14 protein-coding genes are annotated in these 13,870 nt (G+C 42.1%); 12 read left to right on the forward strand and 2 right to left on the reverse strand.

The genetic code is table 11. From position 1 onward, the window contains the following. The first annotated feature begins 133 nt into the window (after positions 1–133). A complete protein-coding gene (locus FTW16_RS14150) occupies positions 134–2,389 on the forward strand; it encodes a peptidase U32 family protein (protein WP_146491524.1) in 2,256 nt (751 codons plus the stop codon). A gap of 159 nt (positions 2,390–2,548) precedes the next feature. Here FTW16_RS14150 and FTW16_RS14155 read toward each other — a convergent pair whose 3' ends face one another. Together FTW16_RS14155 and FTW16_RS14160 are read right to left on the reverse strand one after the other, a co-directional pair. Beyond that, positions 2,549–3,013 carry an acyl-CoA thioesterase gene (locus FTW16_RS14155; RefSeq protein WP_048658683.1) on the reverse strand — a complete coding sequence of 155 codons (465 nt, stop codon included), beginning with the start codon at positions 3,011–3,013 and terminating at the stop codon, positions 2,549–2,551. 131 nt (positions 3,014–3,144) lie between these two features. Further along, positions 3,145–4,980, reverse strand: coding sequence for an ABC transporter ATP-binding protein/permease (locus FTW16_RS14160; RefSeq protein WP_146491525.1), 1,836 nt, complete (start codon positions 4,978–4,980; stop codon positions 3,145–3,147). 555 nt (positions 4,981–5,535) lie between these two features. Here FTW16_RS14160 and artP point away from each other — a divergent pair. From artP to FTW16_RS14225, 11 genes are all read left to right on the forward strand, one after another. Continuing rightward, positions 5,536–6,264, forward strand: coding sequence for an arginine ABC transporter ATP-binding protein ArtP (gene artP / locus FTW16_RS14165; RefSeq protein ID WP_146491526.1), 729 nt, complete (start codon positions 5,536–5,538; stop codon positions 6,262–6,264). A 106-nt stretch (positions 6,265–6,370) separates the two neighbouring features. Beyond that, entirely contained in the window at positions 6,371–7,102 is a 732-nt protein-coding gene (locus FTW16_RS14170) for a lysine/arginine/ornithine ABC transporter substrate-binding protein (protein WP_146491527.1), read from the forward strand. Between the two features lie 3 nt (positions 7,103–7,105). Next, a complete protein-coding gene (gene artQ, locus FTW16_RS14175) occupies positions 7,106–7,792 on the forward strand; it encodes an arginine ABC transporter permease ArtQ (RefSeq protein WP_123326108.1) in 687 nt (228 codons plus the stop codon). Next, entirely contained in the window at positions 7,789–8,457 is a 669-nt protein-coding gene (artM, locus tag FTW16_RS14180; protein WP_146491528.1) for an arginine ABC transporter permease ArtM, read from the forward strand. The genes artQ and artM overlap by 4 nt, the downstream gene beginning before the upstream one ends. A 319-nt stretch (positions 8,458–8,776) precedes the next feature. Further along, positions 8,777–9,364, forward strand: a complete 588-nt coding sequence (locus FTW16_RS14185; protein ID WP_146491529.1) for a hypothetical protein — start codon at positions 8,777–8,779, stop codon at positions 9,362–9,364. Between the two features lie 268 nt (positions 9,365–9,632). Next, entirely contained in the window at positions 9,633–10,277 is a 645-nt protein-coding gene (locus FTW16_RS14195) for a hypothetical protein (protein ID WP_146491531.1), read from the forward strand. A 134-nt stretch (positions 10,278–10,411) separates the two neighbouring features. Then, positions 10,412–11,197 carry a hypothetical protein gene (locus FTW16_RS14200; RefSeq protein WP_146491532.1) on the forward strand — a complete coding sequence of 262 codons (786 nt, stop codon included), beginning with the start codon at positions 10,412–10,414 and terminating at the stop codon, positions 11,195–11,197. A 158-nt stretch (positions 11,198–11,355) separates the two neighbouring features. Then, positions 11,356–11,820 (forward strand): hypothetical protein, encoded by a 465-nt coding sequence (locus FTW16_RS14205; protein ID WP_146491533.1) that lies wholly within the window; start codon positions 11,356–11,358, stop codon positions 11,818–11,820. A 211-nt stretch (positions 11,821–12,031) separates the two neighbouring features. Beyond that, a complete protein-coding gene (locus tag FTW16_RS14210) occupies positions 12,032–12,685 on the forward strand; it encodes a type VI secretion system-associated protein TagO (RefSeq protein WP_146491534.1) in 654 nt (217 codons plus the stop codon). A gap of 161 nt (positions 12,686–12,846) precedes the next feature. Then, on the forward strand, positions 12,847–13,326 hold the full coding sequence (locus FTW16_RS14220) for a cold shock domain-containing protein (protein WP_146491535.1): 480 nt from the start codon (positions 12,847–12,849) through the stop codon (positions 13,324–13,326). Between the two features lie 116 nt (positions 13,327–13,442). Continuing rightward, positions 13,443–13,862 (forward strand): hypothetical protein, encoded by a 420-nt coding sequence (locus FTW16_RS14225; RefSeq protein ID WP_146491536.1) that lies wholly within the window; start codon positions 13,443–13,445, stop codon positions 13,860–13,862. Positions 13,863–13,870: the final 8 nt, after the last annotated feature.

Consider the following 13,870-nt stretch of genomic DNA (forward strand, 5'->3'; position numbering starts at 1 on the left):
AGGATAGGTAGGTCGGATTCGTTCGGCATTATTGAGGTCATTTAGTTTGAAAAGTGTTGTACGGTGGTAAAGAGATCGTGATGTGGGTAGAATACGCGGCTTAAAAATTATAAGTAAGTGAGCGACTTCAAAAATGAGCAGAAAAATTGAGTTATTAGCCCCAGGTGGCGATGTAGAAGCGATAAAAGCCGCCATCGTAGCGGGTGCTAATGCAGTTTATTGTGGTTTAGACACATTCAACGCTCGTAACAGAGCCTCTAACCTATCGTTAGACGAATTGAATGGTGTGATTCGCCTTGCTCATGAATACGGCTGTGAAGTGTTCCTGACTCTTAACGTTGTGCTACTGGAGCACGAGACTAAGAGCATCACCAAACTGCTGAACCAGCTTGTGAACACCAAAGTGGATGGCATCATTGTTCAAGACTTGGGTTTATTCAACCTGGTTAAGAAGCATTTCCCATCATTAGACGTTCACGCGTCGACTCAGTTAACAACGCACAACGAAGGCCAGATTAAGTTTTTGTCTAAGATTGGCGCAACACGCGTTAACTTATCTCGTGAGTTGAACCTGCCTGAAATCAAGATGCTGACGGAAGTGGCACACGATCACGATGTATTAACCGAAGTGTTCGTACACGGTGCTCTGTGTATCGCATTCTCAGGTCAATGTTACTCAAGCTCAGTAAGTGTGGGTAACTCAGGTAACCGTGGTCGTTGTAGCCAAGCGTGTCGTGATGAATATGAAATCACAAACGCGGGCAACAAGTTCCCACTCAACCTGAAAGATAACTCAGCTTACTACGACCTACCTGAATTGGTTGATGCGAAAGTTGACTCATTGAAAGTAGAAGGCCGTATTAAAGGCGCACACTACGTTTACACCGTGGTAGACACATGGCGTAAACAGATTGATAGCTTTGTAGAAAGTGGTTTGTTGATCGAAGACGATTCGAACCTGCACAAAGTATTCAACCGTGATTTCACCAACTCTTTTCTAAAGGGCAACCTAACGAAAGACATGTTCATCGATAACCCGCGCGACAACAGCATGAACTACGCTGTTGAGAAAGCGACGGAGCAGAACAACGAAATCTCAGTGGTACAGATTCAAGAGGTGACCAACGAACTTCACCAAGCGAAAGACGTTCTTGGTAACGAGATGCGTGAAAAGATCGAGTTCCTTGATATTCGCAAGACACCAGTAGCACTGTCGTTCAGCGCAAAATTGGGTCAACCATTTACGGTGACCGTGAACACGCCAAAAGAAAACTTTACCCTTCAATCTAAATCGCTATTGAAAGCGGTTGAAGAGAAGGCTATTACTCAAGAGCTACTTGAGAAGCGATTCAAAAATGTTAAGAGTGCAGTTCATACGCTAGAAAGCCACGACTTCAGTAAAGTGGATGCGGGCTTGTTGATTCCTCTAAAAGAAGTGTCAGACCTGAAAGACGAGATCGACTTCATTCTGAACGGCTCTGTGGAAGTGATTAAGCATGTTGAAGTGCCAGCATTGCCTGAGCACCCTAAAGTGAACGAGAAGCCGACTATGTCTATGCTTATCGCTGATGTAGAAGACTTACACCTATGTGATGTGACTGACGCGGATGTGTACTTCAAACTGCCTGAAAGTTTCAAGAAGCGTTGTAACAAGTACATCGACATCTTGGCAGCAAACCCACGTTTGATTCCTTGGTTCCCAGCGGTATTGATCGGTAAAGATTACGACGAAGCCGTTCGTATTCTTGAAGAAATTAAGCCTGCTCGCATCGTGACAAACAACACGGGTATTGCTTACAAAGCTTACGAGATGGGTATCGAGTGGGTTGCTGGCCCGTTCATGAACACAACCAACTCTCACGCATTGGTTACTCTGAAAGAAGAGCTTAACTGTGCTGGCGCATTCATTTCGAACGAGATCAATAAAGGTCAGATTCGTCATATTCGTCGCCCAGAGAACTTCAAACTGTTCTACAGCATCTACCACCCAATCTTGATGATGACCAGCCGTCAGTGTTTCTTCCAAAGAACTGTAGGTTGTAATAAGCCAAGCATTGAAGCGGGTTGTATGTTGAAGTGTGAGAAAGCGACCACGATTACCAACGTGAAAGGCATCTCTTTCGCGGTTGATAAACAGAAGGGCGGCTACCCAAGTATTTACAACCACGAGCAATTCTTAAACCATGACGCAGTAACTGACTTCTCAGGTCTGTTCGACGAGTTCTTTATTGACCTAACCAACATCGGTGCAGGTTCAAAAGAAGTACAAGACAAAGTAGAGCTTATCAAGCACTTCGAAGCGCTACTGAACGGCGTTGAAGGTTCACAACAGAACCTGGAGCAGATGGTCGAGATTCGTACTAATGCGCAGTACGTTCAAGGCCTATAAGCTGCAAGGTTTATAGGGTTCATGGTCTATAGCTTTTAAGACAAAGATCGTTCATGGTCTATAAGACTTAAACGCTTATAAGCACTTTGAACCAATAAACAAAAGGCCACTCAATCGAGTGGCCTTTTTGTATCTGAGTATTCTGAATCAGTGAATATGTTATTCCGTGACTGTTTCTTGTTTGAAGCATGGGCTTTTCAACGTGTTCATCTTTTCGATTTCGTTGGTTAAGCGGAGTGAGAGCAGGGCTTTTTGGTTCGAAGCAAAATCAAACATAACGATGGTCGCGGTACCGATTGTCGTCAGTTTCTGCTGAGTCTTACTGACAATCGCGTATTCCATGGTAAACCGGTCGTCTTGAATGTCGGTGACACGAGAGCCTATCATCAACGTATCTGGATACGTGACTGGGCGGAAATACTTACAGTAAGTGTCGCCAAGAACAGGCCCAACTTTGGTAATCGCCATCTCTTCCATCAACTCAACGTGCTTGAAAAAATCTAAGCGAGCGGTTTCGAAATAGCGAAAATATACGGCGTTGTTAACGTGATTGAGTGCGTCCATTTCTCCCCAAGCGACAGGGATTTCTGTTACTACCGGATAGTCAGATAATAGTGCTTCCATGCGAACTCTCTTATTGTTATTGGAATAAAAACCCTACCGCTAATTTAACAAAACTGCAACATGTGTAATTCAAGTTTTTGAAGCCTGAAATCACACAGTGTCAGTCACTTAGTTACACATGCACTCGATGGCTAGGCATTAAGGTGTTTGAATTGCAGCTCAACTAAGCGTTGGTACAATTCGCAGCTATTGATGAGAGACTGGTGGTCGCCGATGTCTACTAGCTGTCCTTTATCGAGCACTGCAATCTGGTCGGCGTGTTTAATTGTTGATAATCGGTGCGCGATAATGATGGTTGTTCTGCCACGCATTAATTCTTCTAAAGCTTGTTGAACATGATGTTCACTTTCGCTGTCTAGCGCACTGGTTGCTTCATCTAACAATAGAATATTCGGATCTTTTAGGATGGCACGAGCGATGGCAATGCGTTGTCTTTGCCCGCCAGAAAGCCTAACACCGCGTTCACCAAGAAAACTGTTGTAGCCATCAGGTAGGTTTTGAATAAACTCGTGCGCGTGTGCTTTTTTAGCCGCCTCGATAACTTGTTCGTCTGTTGCCTGCGGGTTGCCGTAGCGAATATTATGGAACACATCGTTACTGAACAGTGCGGGTTGCTGCGGCACCAACGCCATCTGCTTTCTTAGCTCGTTAGGATCAAACTGATTCAGTTCAACACCGCCTAACGTCACTTTACCCACTTGCGGGTCGTAGAAACGTTGCAATAGTTCGAACAGGGTAGTTTTACCTGCACCAGATGGACCAACTAACGCCAACACTTTGCCTTCATGCGCAGTTAACGTGAGGTTACTTGTTGCGGGTTGGTCGGGTCTGGATGGGTAACAGAAGGTCACATCTTCAAAAGCGACTTCTGGTGTCACGTTATCTAGTGATGTTGGATTTTCTACAGGCGCAACAATGTGGCTTTCGACTTGTAGAATCTCGATTAATCGTTCGGTAGCGCCTGCCGCACGTTGCAGCTCGCCCATCACTTCTGAAATCGTACCTAATGACGAGGCAACCATGATTGCGTAGAACACAAACGCAGCCAGATCTCCCGCCGACATGGTGCCGTTGATGACATCACTGCCGCCAACCCAAAGCATGCCTGCGATAGCACTGAATACAATCACGATAACGCCGGAGATAAGAATCGCGCGCTGTTTTACACGCTGGCGACCGATCTCGTAAGCCTTTTCCACTTCTACCGCGAATGACGCTTTCTCTTGCTCTTCTCGGCTGTAGCTTTGAACCGTTTTAATATGCTCAATTGCTTCACCTGCATAGGAACCCACATCAGACATCGAATCTTGGCTTTGACGAGAGAGGGCCCTCACACGACGCCCGTACACAAGAATAGGAATCAAGATAAACGGCACCGAGGCCAATACAATCAGCGTCAGCTTAATATTGGTCGCAAACAGCATGATGATTGCACCAATACACATCAACGCACTGCGCATCGCCATCGAGAACGATGAACCAATGATACTTTGCAATAGCGTCGTGTCTGTGGTGATACGTGACATGATGTCGCCACTGCCATTAGTTTCAAAGTAACTCGGGTGCAGTGTCACAACATGATTGAAAACCGATAAGCGAATGTCTGCACTCACACGCTCCCCAACAGAAGAAACCAAATAGAAGCGGAAGAAAGTACCAATCGAGATCAATACGACCACGACCATGATGAACTGAATTGCGCTGCCTAAATCTGAGAGTGATTGTTGGCTAAAACCTTGGTCGATCAGAAGACGAATACCGTGTCCGACTGAAAGGGTTAAGCTCGCTGTGAAGATCAACGCGATCAACGCAGCAATAACACGACCTTTATAAGGCTGAATGAATTTACTGAGCTCGAACAGAATACTGAGGCTTTTCTTCTCAGGTTTGGGTTCTGGCGCTTGTTGAGTCGATCGTTGAGTCTGTCGCTGGTTTGAGTCGAGCGTAGAAGAGACATCGTTTTGCATATGACTGCCTTAATGTGTTGTCGCTTTAAAAATAGATGGCTTGTTACTTACTACTTATTACTTATTACTTATTACCTGTACTGCGAGTTGTTCGCTGGGAAGTAATTGTTGTTGAGAATAGAACCCATTAAAGCATTTATTGCGCTGTGACGCTCACTAGGAAACTCAATTTCCAATATTTCTTCACCACTAAGTGAATAATTCGAAACGATCTTAAAGGAAAACTAAGCATTCTGATCCAGTCATTGTGAGAGGGAAGTAGGGCATTTAACTCTAATTTTTATGCAAGTAAATTGGCATTGATAGGAGAGTGTGCTCATAAGTTATCAATCGAGTTAGGATTTATAAATTGATGGCAAAACGTTTGCTTTTTGTCTCGATATTAACTTTATCAATGACTTGCAACTTTTGGTTGTAAGACCAGTCATAGCGACTATTTTTTGTGCAATATTTGTTACAAAAATTCAACAAAGTAGTTTTTTATACATTTTTCTTGCATAAAACCTCGGATTGAATAGAATAACCAACAAATGACAATTAATGCAGTATTGTGGCATGAGTATTCAAGTAAAGAGCATCAACAAATCATACGGTGATACCCAAGTTCTTCACGACATCAGTTTCGACTGTGAAAGTGGCGAAACCTTGGTATTGCTTGGCCCAAGCGGCGCGGGCAAGAGTTCATTACTGCGTGTATTGAACCTGCTAGAAATCGCGGACAACGGCGAGTTAGACATTGCGAACGAGCAATTCGACTTTTCAAGCCAAATCCAAGAGAAGCAGGGGCTTAAACTTCGTCGTAAAGTCGGCATGGTGTTCCAGCAATACAACTTATGGCCACACATGACAGTGATAGAAAACTTGATTGAAGCACCAACCAAAGTTGCGGGTTTGGATAAGCAAGAAGCGATTAAACAAGCTCAAGAAGTACTAAAGACACTTCAACTTGCCGACAAAGCAGACGCTTGGCCACTTCAACTGTCCGGTGGTCAACAACAGCGTGTTGCAATTGCACGTGCGCTGATGATGAAACCAGATGTGTTGTTGTTTGATGAACCAACAGCGGCGCTTGATCCTGAAATCACCAATCAAGTCGTGAGCATTATTAAAGAATTGAGCGGGACGGGCATTACCCAAGTGGTCGTGACGCACGAAGTTGATTTCGCGAAGAAGATTGCTAGCCACGTTCTGTACCTAGAGAAAGGGTACATCGTTGAACACGGTACCAGCGATTCATTCGTTAATCCTAAGACACCTGAGTTTGCTGAGTATTTGACTCACTAAGTCACTCATAAAAACAAGTTAACTCACTAGATTTAGCTAAACACAACATCACTCAAATTATAAGAATGGCTACAGGCCGCAATTACACAGTATTCGGAGTAACAAAATGAAAAAGATTCTACTAGCTTCACTTATCGGCCTTGCTTCTTTCAACGCAGCAGCTCAAGAAGAAATCAAATTCGCAATGGAAGCGACTTACGCACCGTTCGAATTCATGGACGAGAACAACCAAATCCAAGGTTTTGACGTAGACCTAGCAAACGCACTTTGTGAAGAGATGAAAGCGACATGTACTTTCCACAACCAAGCATTCGATAGCTTGATCCCAGCTCTTAAATTCAAACGTTACGATGCAGCGATCTCAGCAATGGACATCACTGAAGCGCGTCTTCAACAAGTGAACTTCTCTAACGCTTACTACGATAACTCTGCAGCATTCATCTCTTTTGAAGGAAAAGTAGCAGACCAAACAGCACTAGAAGGTAAGCGTGTTGGTGTTCAAAACGGTTCTACTCACCAGAGCTACCTACTTGAGCAAATGACTGGCGTAACAGCGGTACCTTACTCAAGCTACCAAGATGCATTCATCGACATGAAGAATGGTCGTATCGATTCTGTATTCGGTGACACAGCTGTTGTAGCTGAATGGTTCAAGAAAGAAGACAACTTAACGTACGTTGGCGACCAAGTAACAAACCAAGAGTACTTCGGTAACGGCTTTGGTATCGCAGTAAACAAGAGCAACCAAGAACTTGTAGACCAGCTTAACGTTGCACTTGCAGCGGTGAAAGCGAACGGCGAATACGACAAGATCTTCAACAAGTACTTCGGTAAGTAATTTATGGAATTAACGGGTTACTCTTTAGGGCTCGTCGAAGCAAGCTGGATGACTGTTCAGCTTGCGTTCGTAAGCCTATTGGTTGGATTGGTTCTAGCAGTTTTGTTTGCGAGTGGTGAGATGTCTCGTCGTATTGCAATCAAATGGCCAACGACTGCATTTGTGACGATTGTTCGTGGTTTACCAGAAATTCTGGTCGTACTGTTTATCTACTTTGGTTCGACACAAGTTCTGTTCATGATCACTGGCGACTTCATAGAAGTGAGCCCGTTCTTATCTGGTGTTGTTGCACTGTCACTTATTTTTGCTTCTTACGCTTCGCAAACCTTGCGTGGCGCACTAAAAGCAGTAAGCAAAGGGCAGAGAGAAGCCGCAAGCGCGCTTGGCATTCCTCAGTCTCGTGCATTCTTTCGTATCGTGTTACCTCAAGCGGTAAGACACGCACTACCAGGGTTAACCAACCAATGGTTAGTGTTACTGAAAGACACCGCGCTAGTATCGCTGATTGGCGTAACGGATTTGCTGAAACAAGCACAACTAACATCAGCAGCAACGCACGAAGCATTTACTTGGTACGCAACGGCAGCAGCTATATACCTAATCATCACATTGATTACGCAAAGAGCAGTAAAAGTGATTGATGGTAAGTTCTCTATTCAAGGTTTGGGTAACAAAGGGGCAATGGCATGAATCAACAATACCTCTCTCAAATGCTTGAAGGCTTAGTGACCAGTCTTCAACTCACAGGCGCTTCATTGCTGGTTGGTTGTATCTTGTCACTGCTGATGACGGTAACGCTAATCCTAAGAATACCTGCGATTCACTGGTTAACACGTGGCATCATTACGCTGTTCACCGGCACACCATTACTGGTCCAGATCTTCTTGGTGTATTACGGCCCGGGTCAGTTTGATTGGATTCGTGAAAGCTTCCTATGGACATGGTTAAGCCAACCTTGGTTCTGCGCGATGTTAGCGTTGGCTTTGAACACCGCAGCGTACAGCACGCTACTGTTCAGAGGTGCATTCAACGCGATTCCAGCAGGGCAGTGGGAAGCGTGTCGCGCACTAGGTATGGACAAAATCGCAACGCTTAAAGTGTTACTGCCATACGCACTACGCCGCGCAGTTCCAGCTTATTCAAACGAAGTGATTCTAGTCTTCAAAGGCACGTCACTGGCAAGCACCATCACCATCATGGATTTGATGGGCTACGCTCAGCGTATCAACGGCCAAACCTACGACACGCTCACCGTGTTCGGCATTGCTGGCGCATTCTACTTAGCAGTAAACGGCATACTAACGCTGATCTTCCGCCAAGTAGAGAAGAAAGCCCTCGCATTCGAAGCGGCGTAAGCTAGTAACTCACAAGTTTAATTAACGTATAAAGCCTGCCATTTATGTTCACATAGATGGCAGGCTTTTTTGTGTTTGGGGTATGCGCACAGTTACTGTTTTTATATCCAGTAGTTCGGTTTTTTACGAAATTCATACTATATGGAAATATTCTGCATTTTGTCATTCAATGAGCCTATCTATGTTTTAAGTCACTGAAATACTGTGATTAATTGTGGTAGAGTTCCGCTCATATGAAACTAGATAGAATGATTCTGTATTTAAATGCAGAATTTTTCTGTCTAAGAACTGTTAGGGTAATAGGAGACAACTTCAGATTATGAATAAGATTGAAGGTTCGATAGTTAATGATCGCTACTTAGAGTCAATTGCTATTACTTTATATAATGAGGCAAAAACGGAGCAAGATGGTTATCGCTTTAAAAAGTTAATTCCCGCGATGTCATTTTATTGTTTTGCCATGGAATCCAAGTTAAATACATTCGGTAAAGAAGTTTTTACGAAAAAATCGGAATTTAAAAGTTTTGGCAACGCTACAATACAAACAAAGTTTGATTGGCTCTTATCTCGCTTGAAAGTTGATGCAGATGATTTAGTTGCTCCTTATCGTCAAACGGTCGCTAATATGGTCACATTCCGCAACGCGGTTGCTCATTCTAAAAATATTGATTTTCAAGAAGAGCGAGAGTTAATTGGTCTTGAGCAGTTTGGAGACAGATTTGTTAGACCTCCTGCGCATGAAAAAGACTTTATGGCGTTACGGTCTCTCGAAAATTGCGAAAAGTTTAAACAAGCTTTGGAATTCTTAGACCATGTTTGGTTTGTACAGTCTCCAAAATTCTTTGGTTCTAAAGACTTTTTGCGAGGCAATGGCATTAGCAAAGCGAAAGTTGTTGACAGAAATTAGCCTAACAATCTGTTTAAGAGTGATTCGCAACGCGCGGCATTTTTACTATGCGTTGTGTCTAGTGTTTAAGGCGGTATGCGGGAGCATCGGTATTACGTTGCTCACACCTTAACAGGGCGTTATAGCGCAAAATAAAGAGGTACTTAGGAAATTGAATTTATTGACCTGTTTATACAAGTTTATTGTTCGATATTTTTTTAACAAAAATATTAAAACTAGCTATTTCCAAATTCGTTGGGACTCCCGAAGTTCAGAAAAAGAATATTTGGTGCTGTCCGAATTAAGTAGAGGCTTCTTGGTTCAAGTCAAAGATCGCTCTGAGGGTACGCGTGGGACAAAATGCTATTCTTATCGCCGTTTGGCGGAATTGAATGATGACATATATGTACTGAATCAATATCATTTTGTAGGGATTCGTACGAATGGCTTAATTAAAGCATTTTTCATAGAGTTGCTTGGCTTGAAAAGAGCAAAATATCGTTGGTTGTACAGAAAGCAATTTGATTTCAATGCGAAGCCTTTGATTAAAAAAGATCGTCATATGATTCTAAAAATCATAGTAGAAAAGCAACTAAGTGAAAGTCGTGCTAGGTTTCATCACCTTAATGTAATGGGTTACCTTGAAGGGAAGAAATGGATGTATCACCCCAACAAAAGCCGTGACTTATCTTTCATTAAATTCTGCTTAGAGTCATGGGCGGAGACTGGTGAGTTGATTCGTGAAAAAGATAATGGCTGGTTTAAGCTAGGACCTAAAGCAATTGAGACCATCGAGCGTATGGAACGAGAAGAGCAAGTTCATCAAGATAATGTTCATCAAGCAAAACATATAAAATATTTGACGATATGCTTAGTAGTTGTCGGTGTTGTTCAAGCGATAGCAACGGCTTATCAAGCGTTCAAAGCGCTATAACAAGCAATTTAAGAGGGATTCACAACGCTCGGCATTTTTGCTTCTACTTCAAATTTAGTGTTTATGGCACAATGTTTTAGGTTGGGTGGTAGCGTTGTTCACCCCTTAATAGGGCGTTATGTAGTATGGAGAGTATGAACAATTATCGACAAATTTTGGTAAGAGTGTTGGATAAAATACCTTTTCCAGAGTTTAGAAAACGAATGATTGGATTTATCAAAAATCCAATCTTAGACAATAGTTATGCTTGCTCAACTCAGCTTCAGCATTCTGGTGTTGATATACTTAACGCATTAGGATTCTTGTCAGTCGCGTGTGTATTTTTTGCTTTAGTTGAAAAGTCCTGGGCTGTATTCAAGACAATTTCAGTATTTAACCCAGCTCACACAGTCGGCATCTATATTGCTAATAGTATTGTATATGCAGCCACATTATCTTCAGTTTTTACCGTTTGGTACTGTTTACGAGTAGGTAATGTTAAATACTACAAAGATATTTCTTATAAAATATTTGCTCATGGGTTGCGTATCTATGCTTTATATGGCTTGCTTTTAGGATTACTATTTGTAAAGAGCTACGGAGATATTCTGCTTAAGGGGCTGTTCCCTGAGCAGTCATTCTCACACCTCGGTTGGTTAATTTACATATTGATCGTATTGGTTTGGTGGCCATTTAGGCTGCTAGTTAATCCAATCTTCAAATTGATGGGTTTTCAACACTTCAAAAAAACAGCGTGGTTCATAACAGCGTGCCTTTGCTTCGCAAGTTTTCAGCCAATCAAAGTCATAGTAATAGGCAGTAGCGATAAAATGGTCAATTTTGAGCGGCAGTGTAAGGTATTCAAAAGTGGAGAGTTTTATAAAAGCTTGAACGGGAGCGCAAAAGAAGAGGCGAAGGCATATTTCTGCAAAACTACATAACAAAGCATTTAAGAGTGATTCGCAACGCTTGGCAGTTTCGCTTCGCTCAAGTATAGCCAAGCGTCGCTCACACCTTAATGCGGCGTTATGTACTTTCGGATTAACATAGCCTGAAATGCAGTATATAATATGCCATCCTTTTTGTTCGGTGTCATAAAATGCGTTTACTTTTCTTGATCTTCGTTTCTGTAGTTTTAGCTGGCTGTGGAACAACCCCTATGCAATATCAGTCCAATAAAGTTCCAACTGAAGATGCTCCAATGTTAATTGATCGCATGATAATGACTCAGCATAGAGCTTGGAAACCTAATTATTTTGTAATCACTGAACATTATTTTGGATGGGATTTTGGTACATACTCAAGTGGGAAAGTAACCAGTGGCATTGTTTACTCAAGCTTCAATAGCACCACACGAAGTGTAGCGGATAGAGTGTATTATGATGACATATCAGAAGTTAAGTTACTTGATTGGACTCGTAAATTTAAGCAATGGTATGTAGTCACTTTGTATCGTGCAGATGGAAGTCAAATAAAGCACGTACTGCGCACTAGAAGTTTGAGTGATGCACAATTGTTAGTTGATGCTTTGGACACGTTTTTGGATCAGCAATCTGAAAAATAACTTACATAACAAGCGTTAAGGCGGATTCCCAACGCTTAGCATTTCCAGTTCAAGGTTGGGTTTCGTGTTTACGGTGCAGTGATTTAGACTTGGTGGTTGCGTTGCTCACACCTAATGCGGCGTTATAGCTCTATCGAATAAACATTAGCTCTTAGATTTTCAATACGGTAAAATTGATTGCATATCATGTTTATTTCTCTTTGAGGCTTCAGTGAAAAAAAGTTTAGTCGCGTTAGTTTGTCTAGTTATTGCAGTTCCTGCTGGTTTGTATGGTTACGGGTATAAGCAAGGTCAAAAAGCGGGTGAAAGTGGTTCTTCAAAACTGGCTGCGGGTATAATTGCACTCTCCATGAATCCTTTGAGCCAATCTGGTTTCAAATCAGGGTATATAGATGGCTTGGTTAAAAAGCAAGAATTAGACGAATGGAGTCGAGAATATTTCGGACCTTGGACTGGTTGGGATTCAAAGGACAAAATTACTGATTTCATCAATTACTACTTAGTCAATGATGGTGACATTGGTCCATACAGCAAAAAGGCTACACTGACGTTACGGTGCTTAAATGATAAAACTGAACTCTACGTCAACTGGGGCGGTTATTTAATAGGGGATCGTAACAATCAACTATCAGTAACACATCGTATAGATAGCCAAGACGCAGTAACAAATAGCTGGTCATTATCAACTGATAAGAAAGCGTTTTTTTACGCTGGAAATGATATCGCTCTTATTAAATCGCTAATAGGTAAGAAGAAACTAGTTGTACAATTCAAAGACCAGAATACAAAAACGGTTACTTTTGACCTTGATAAACTTGATGAAAAAATTCAACCGCTCGCGACAGCTTGTAGTTGGAAAGTGTAAAGGTGTAACCGAGCTATAACAATCTGTTTAAGAGCGATTCGCAACGCTTGGCATTTTTGCTATGCGTTGAGTTTATTGTTTAAGGTGGTATGCGGGAGCTTCGGTATTGCGTTGCTCACACCTTAACAGGGCGTTAAGTTGATATTGAAATAGGAAGTTATATGCAGGGTGAAATAGTACGTTGGAATGATGATAGAGGTTTTGGTTTTATATCCTCGAAAGACTCTAAAAGAGACGTATTTGCACATATCTCTCAATTTGAAAAAGGCTATCGAAGACCAAAAGTGGGTGATTCTGTCTTATTTCAGGTTGTAATGGAAAAAGGTAAGCAAAGTGCTAAATCCATTTCTTTAGTTGGTGTGCAACCTAACCCTCAAGATAAACAATCATTTGCTTCTATTCTGGTCAGCTTACTATTACTAATTGGATTTGCATCAGTCGTTTATGCTTTTGTCATTAAGCCTAAACTGTACCCTGCTTATGAAGAAATGGGTTTCGTTTGTGAAGGGAAAACTCATTGCAGCAGCATGGTTTCCTGTGATGAAGCAAAATTTTATTTAGCTAATTGCCCCAATGTTCAGATTGATGGAAATAATGATGGTGTGCCTTGTGAAAGGCAGTTATGTAATAGCAGCTGGTAAATTAACTTAACAAGGCGCTCAACCCGACACTTCACGCTTGGCAATTTTGCTTCGCAAAAAGTTTATGCCAATGTTTCGTGCGGGTTAGCTTAGCGTTATAACACAGGAGTATAATTGTGGATGAATTGAATAAACTAATTTCATTCTATATCACTAAATCTCAGGAAATAAAAAGTGCTTCAGAGCGCCTCACATCAAAAGAAAGAACTCTAGTAGACATGTTTAGTAAGCAAAGTGTTAAAGAAGCACAGTCTAGAATCTCCGAGTTTTATGCTTGGCTGTACGAGGGAGATGAGAGCTACTCGAAACACTTCTTAATTAAGCGAGCTTCTTTTCCGCCTGCAGCTGGTCCAACAGAAACTGAGAGACTTGCAGCAGAGTTGTCAGTTGTATCCAAATCTCGCGAAATCTTTGTTCAAAGTTTATCTAATTTTGAGCGGGGGATTACCGAAGTTGAGGGAGCTTTAAACTTCAGATTGACTACTATGCTCGCAATATTGGCAATTGCCGTATCCTTGATTACAACTGTGTTATAACAAACTGT

Source organism: Vibrio sp. T20 (assembly GCF_007858795.1).
Lineage (GTDB): Bacteria > Pseudomonadota > Gammaproteobacteria > Enterobacterales > Vibrionaceae > Vibrio > Vibrio satsumensis.

Bases quoted from the DNA above. Each gene is read 5' to 3' on its own strand.
- artP (WP_146491526.1), top strand. From the start codon at position 5,536: ATGAGTATTCAAGTAAAGAGCATCAACAAATCATACGGTGATACCCAA.
- FTW16_RS14170 (WP_146491527.1), top strand. From the start codon at position 6,371: ATGAAAAAGATTCTACTAGCTTCACTTATCGGCCTTGCTTCTTTCAAC.
- FTW16_RS14160 (WP_146491525.1), bottom strand. From the start codon at position 4,980: ATGCAAAACGATGTCTCTTCTACGCTCGACTCAAACCAGCGACAGACT.
- FTW16_RS14150 (WP_146491524.1), top strand. From the start codon at position 134: ATGAGCAGAAAAATTGAGTTATTAGCCCCAGGTGGCGATGTAGAAGCG.
- artM (WP_146491528.1), top strand. From the start codon at position 7,789: ATGAATCAACAATACCTCTCTCAAATGCTTGAAGGCTTAGTGACCAGT.
- artQ (WP_123326108.1), top strand. From the start codon at position 7,106: ATGGAATTAACGGGTTACTCTTTAGGGCTCGTCGAAGCAAGCTGGATG.
- FTW16_RS14155 (WP_048658683.1), bottom strand. From the start codon at position 3,013: ATGGAAGCACTATTATCTGACTATCCGGTAGTAACAGAAATCCCTGTC.
- FTW16_RS14185 (WP_146491529.1), top strand. From the start codon at position 8,777: ATGAATAAGATTGAAGGTTCGATAGTTAATGATCGCTACTTAGAGTCA.
- FTW16_RS14220 (WP_146491535.1), top strand. From the start codon at position 12,847: ATGCAGGGTGAAATAGTACGTTGGAATGATGATAGAGGTTTTGGTTTT.
- FTW16_RS14205 (WP_146491533.1), top strand. From the start codon at position 11,356: ATGCGTTTACTTTTCTTGATCTTCGTTTCTGTAGTTTTAGCTGGCTGT.
- FTW16_RS14200 (WP_146491532.1), top strand. From the start codon at position 10,412: ATGAACAATTATCGACAAATTTTGGTAAGAGTGTTGGATAAAATACCT.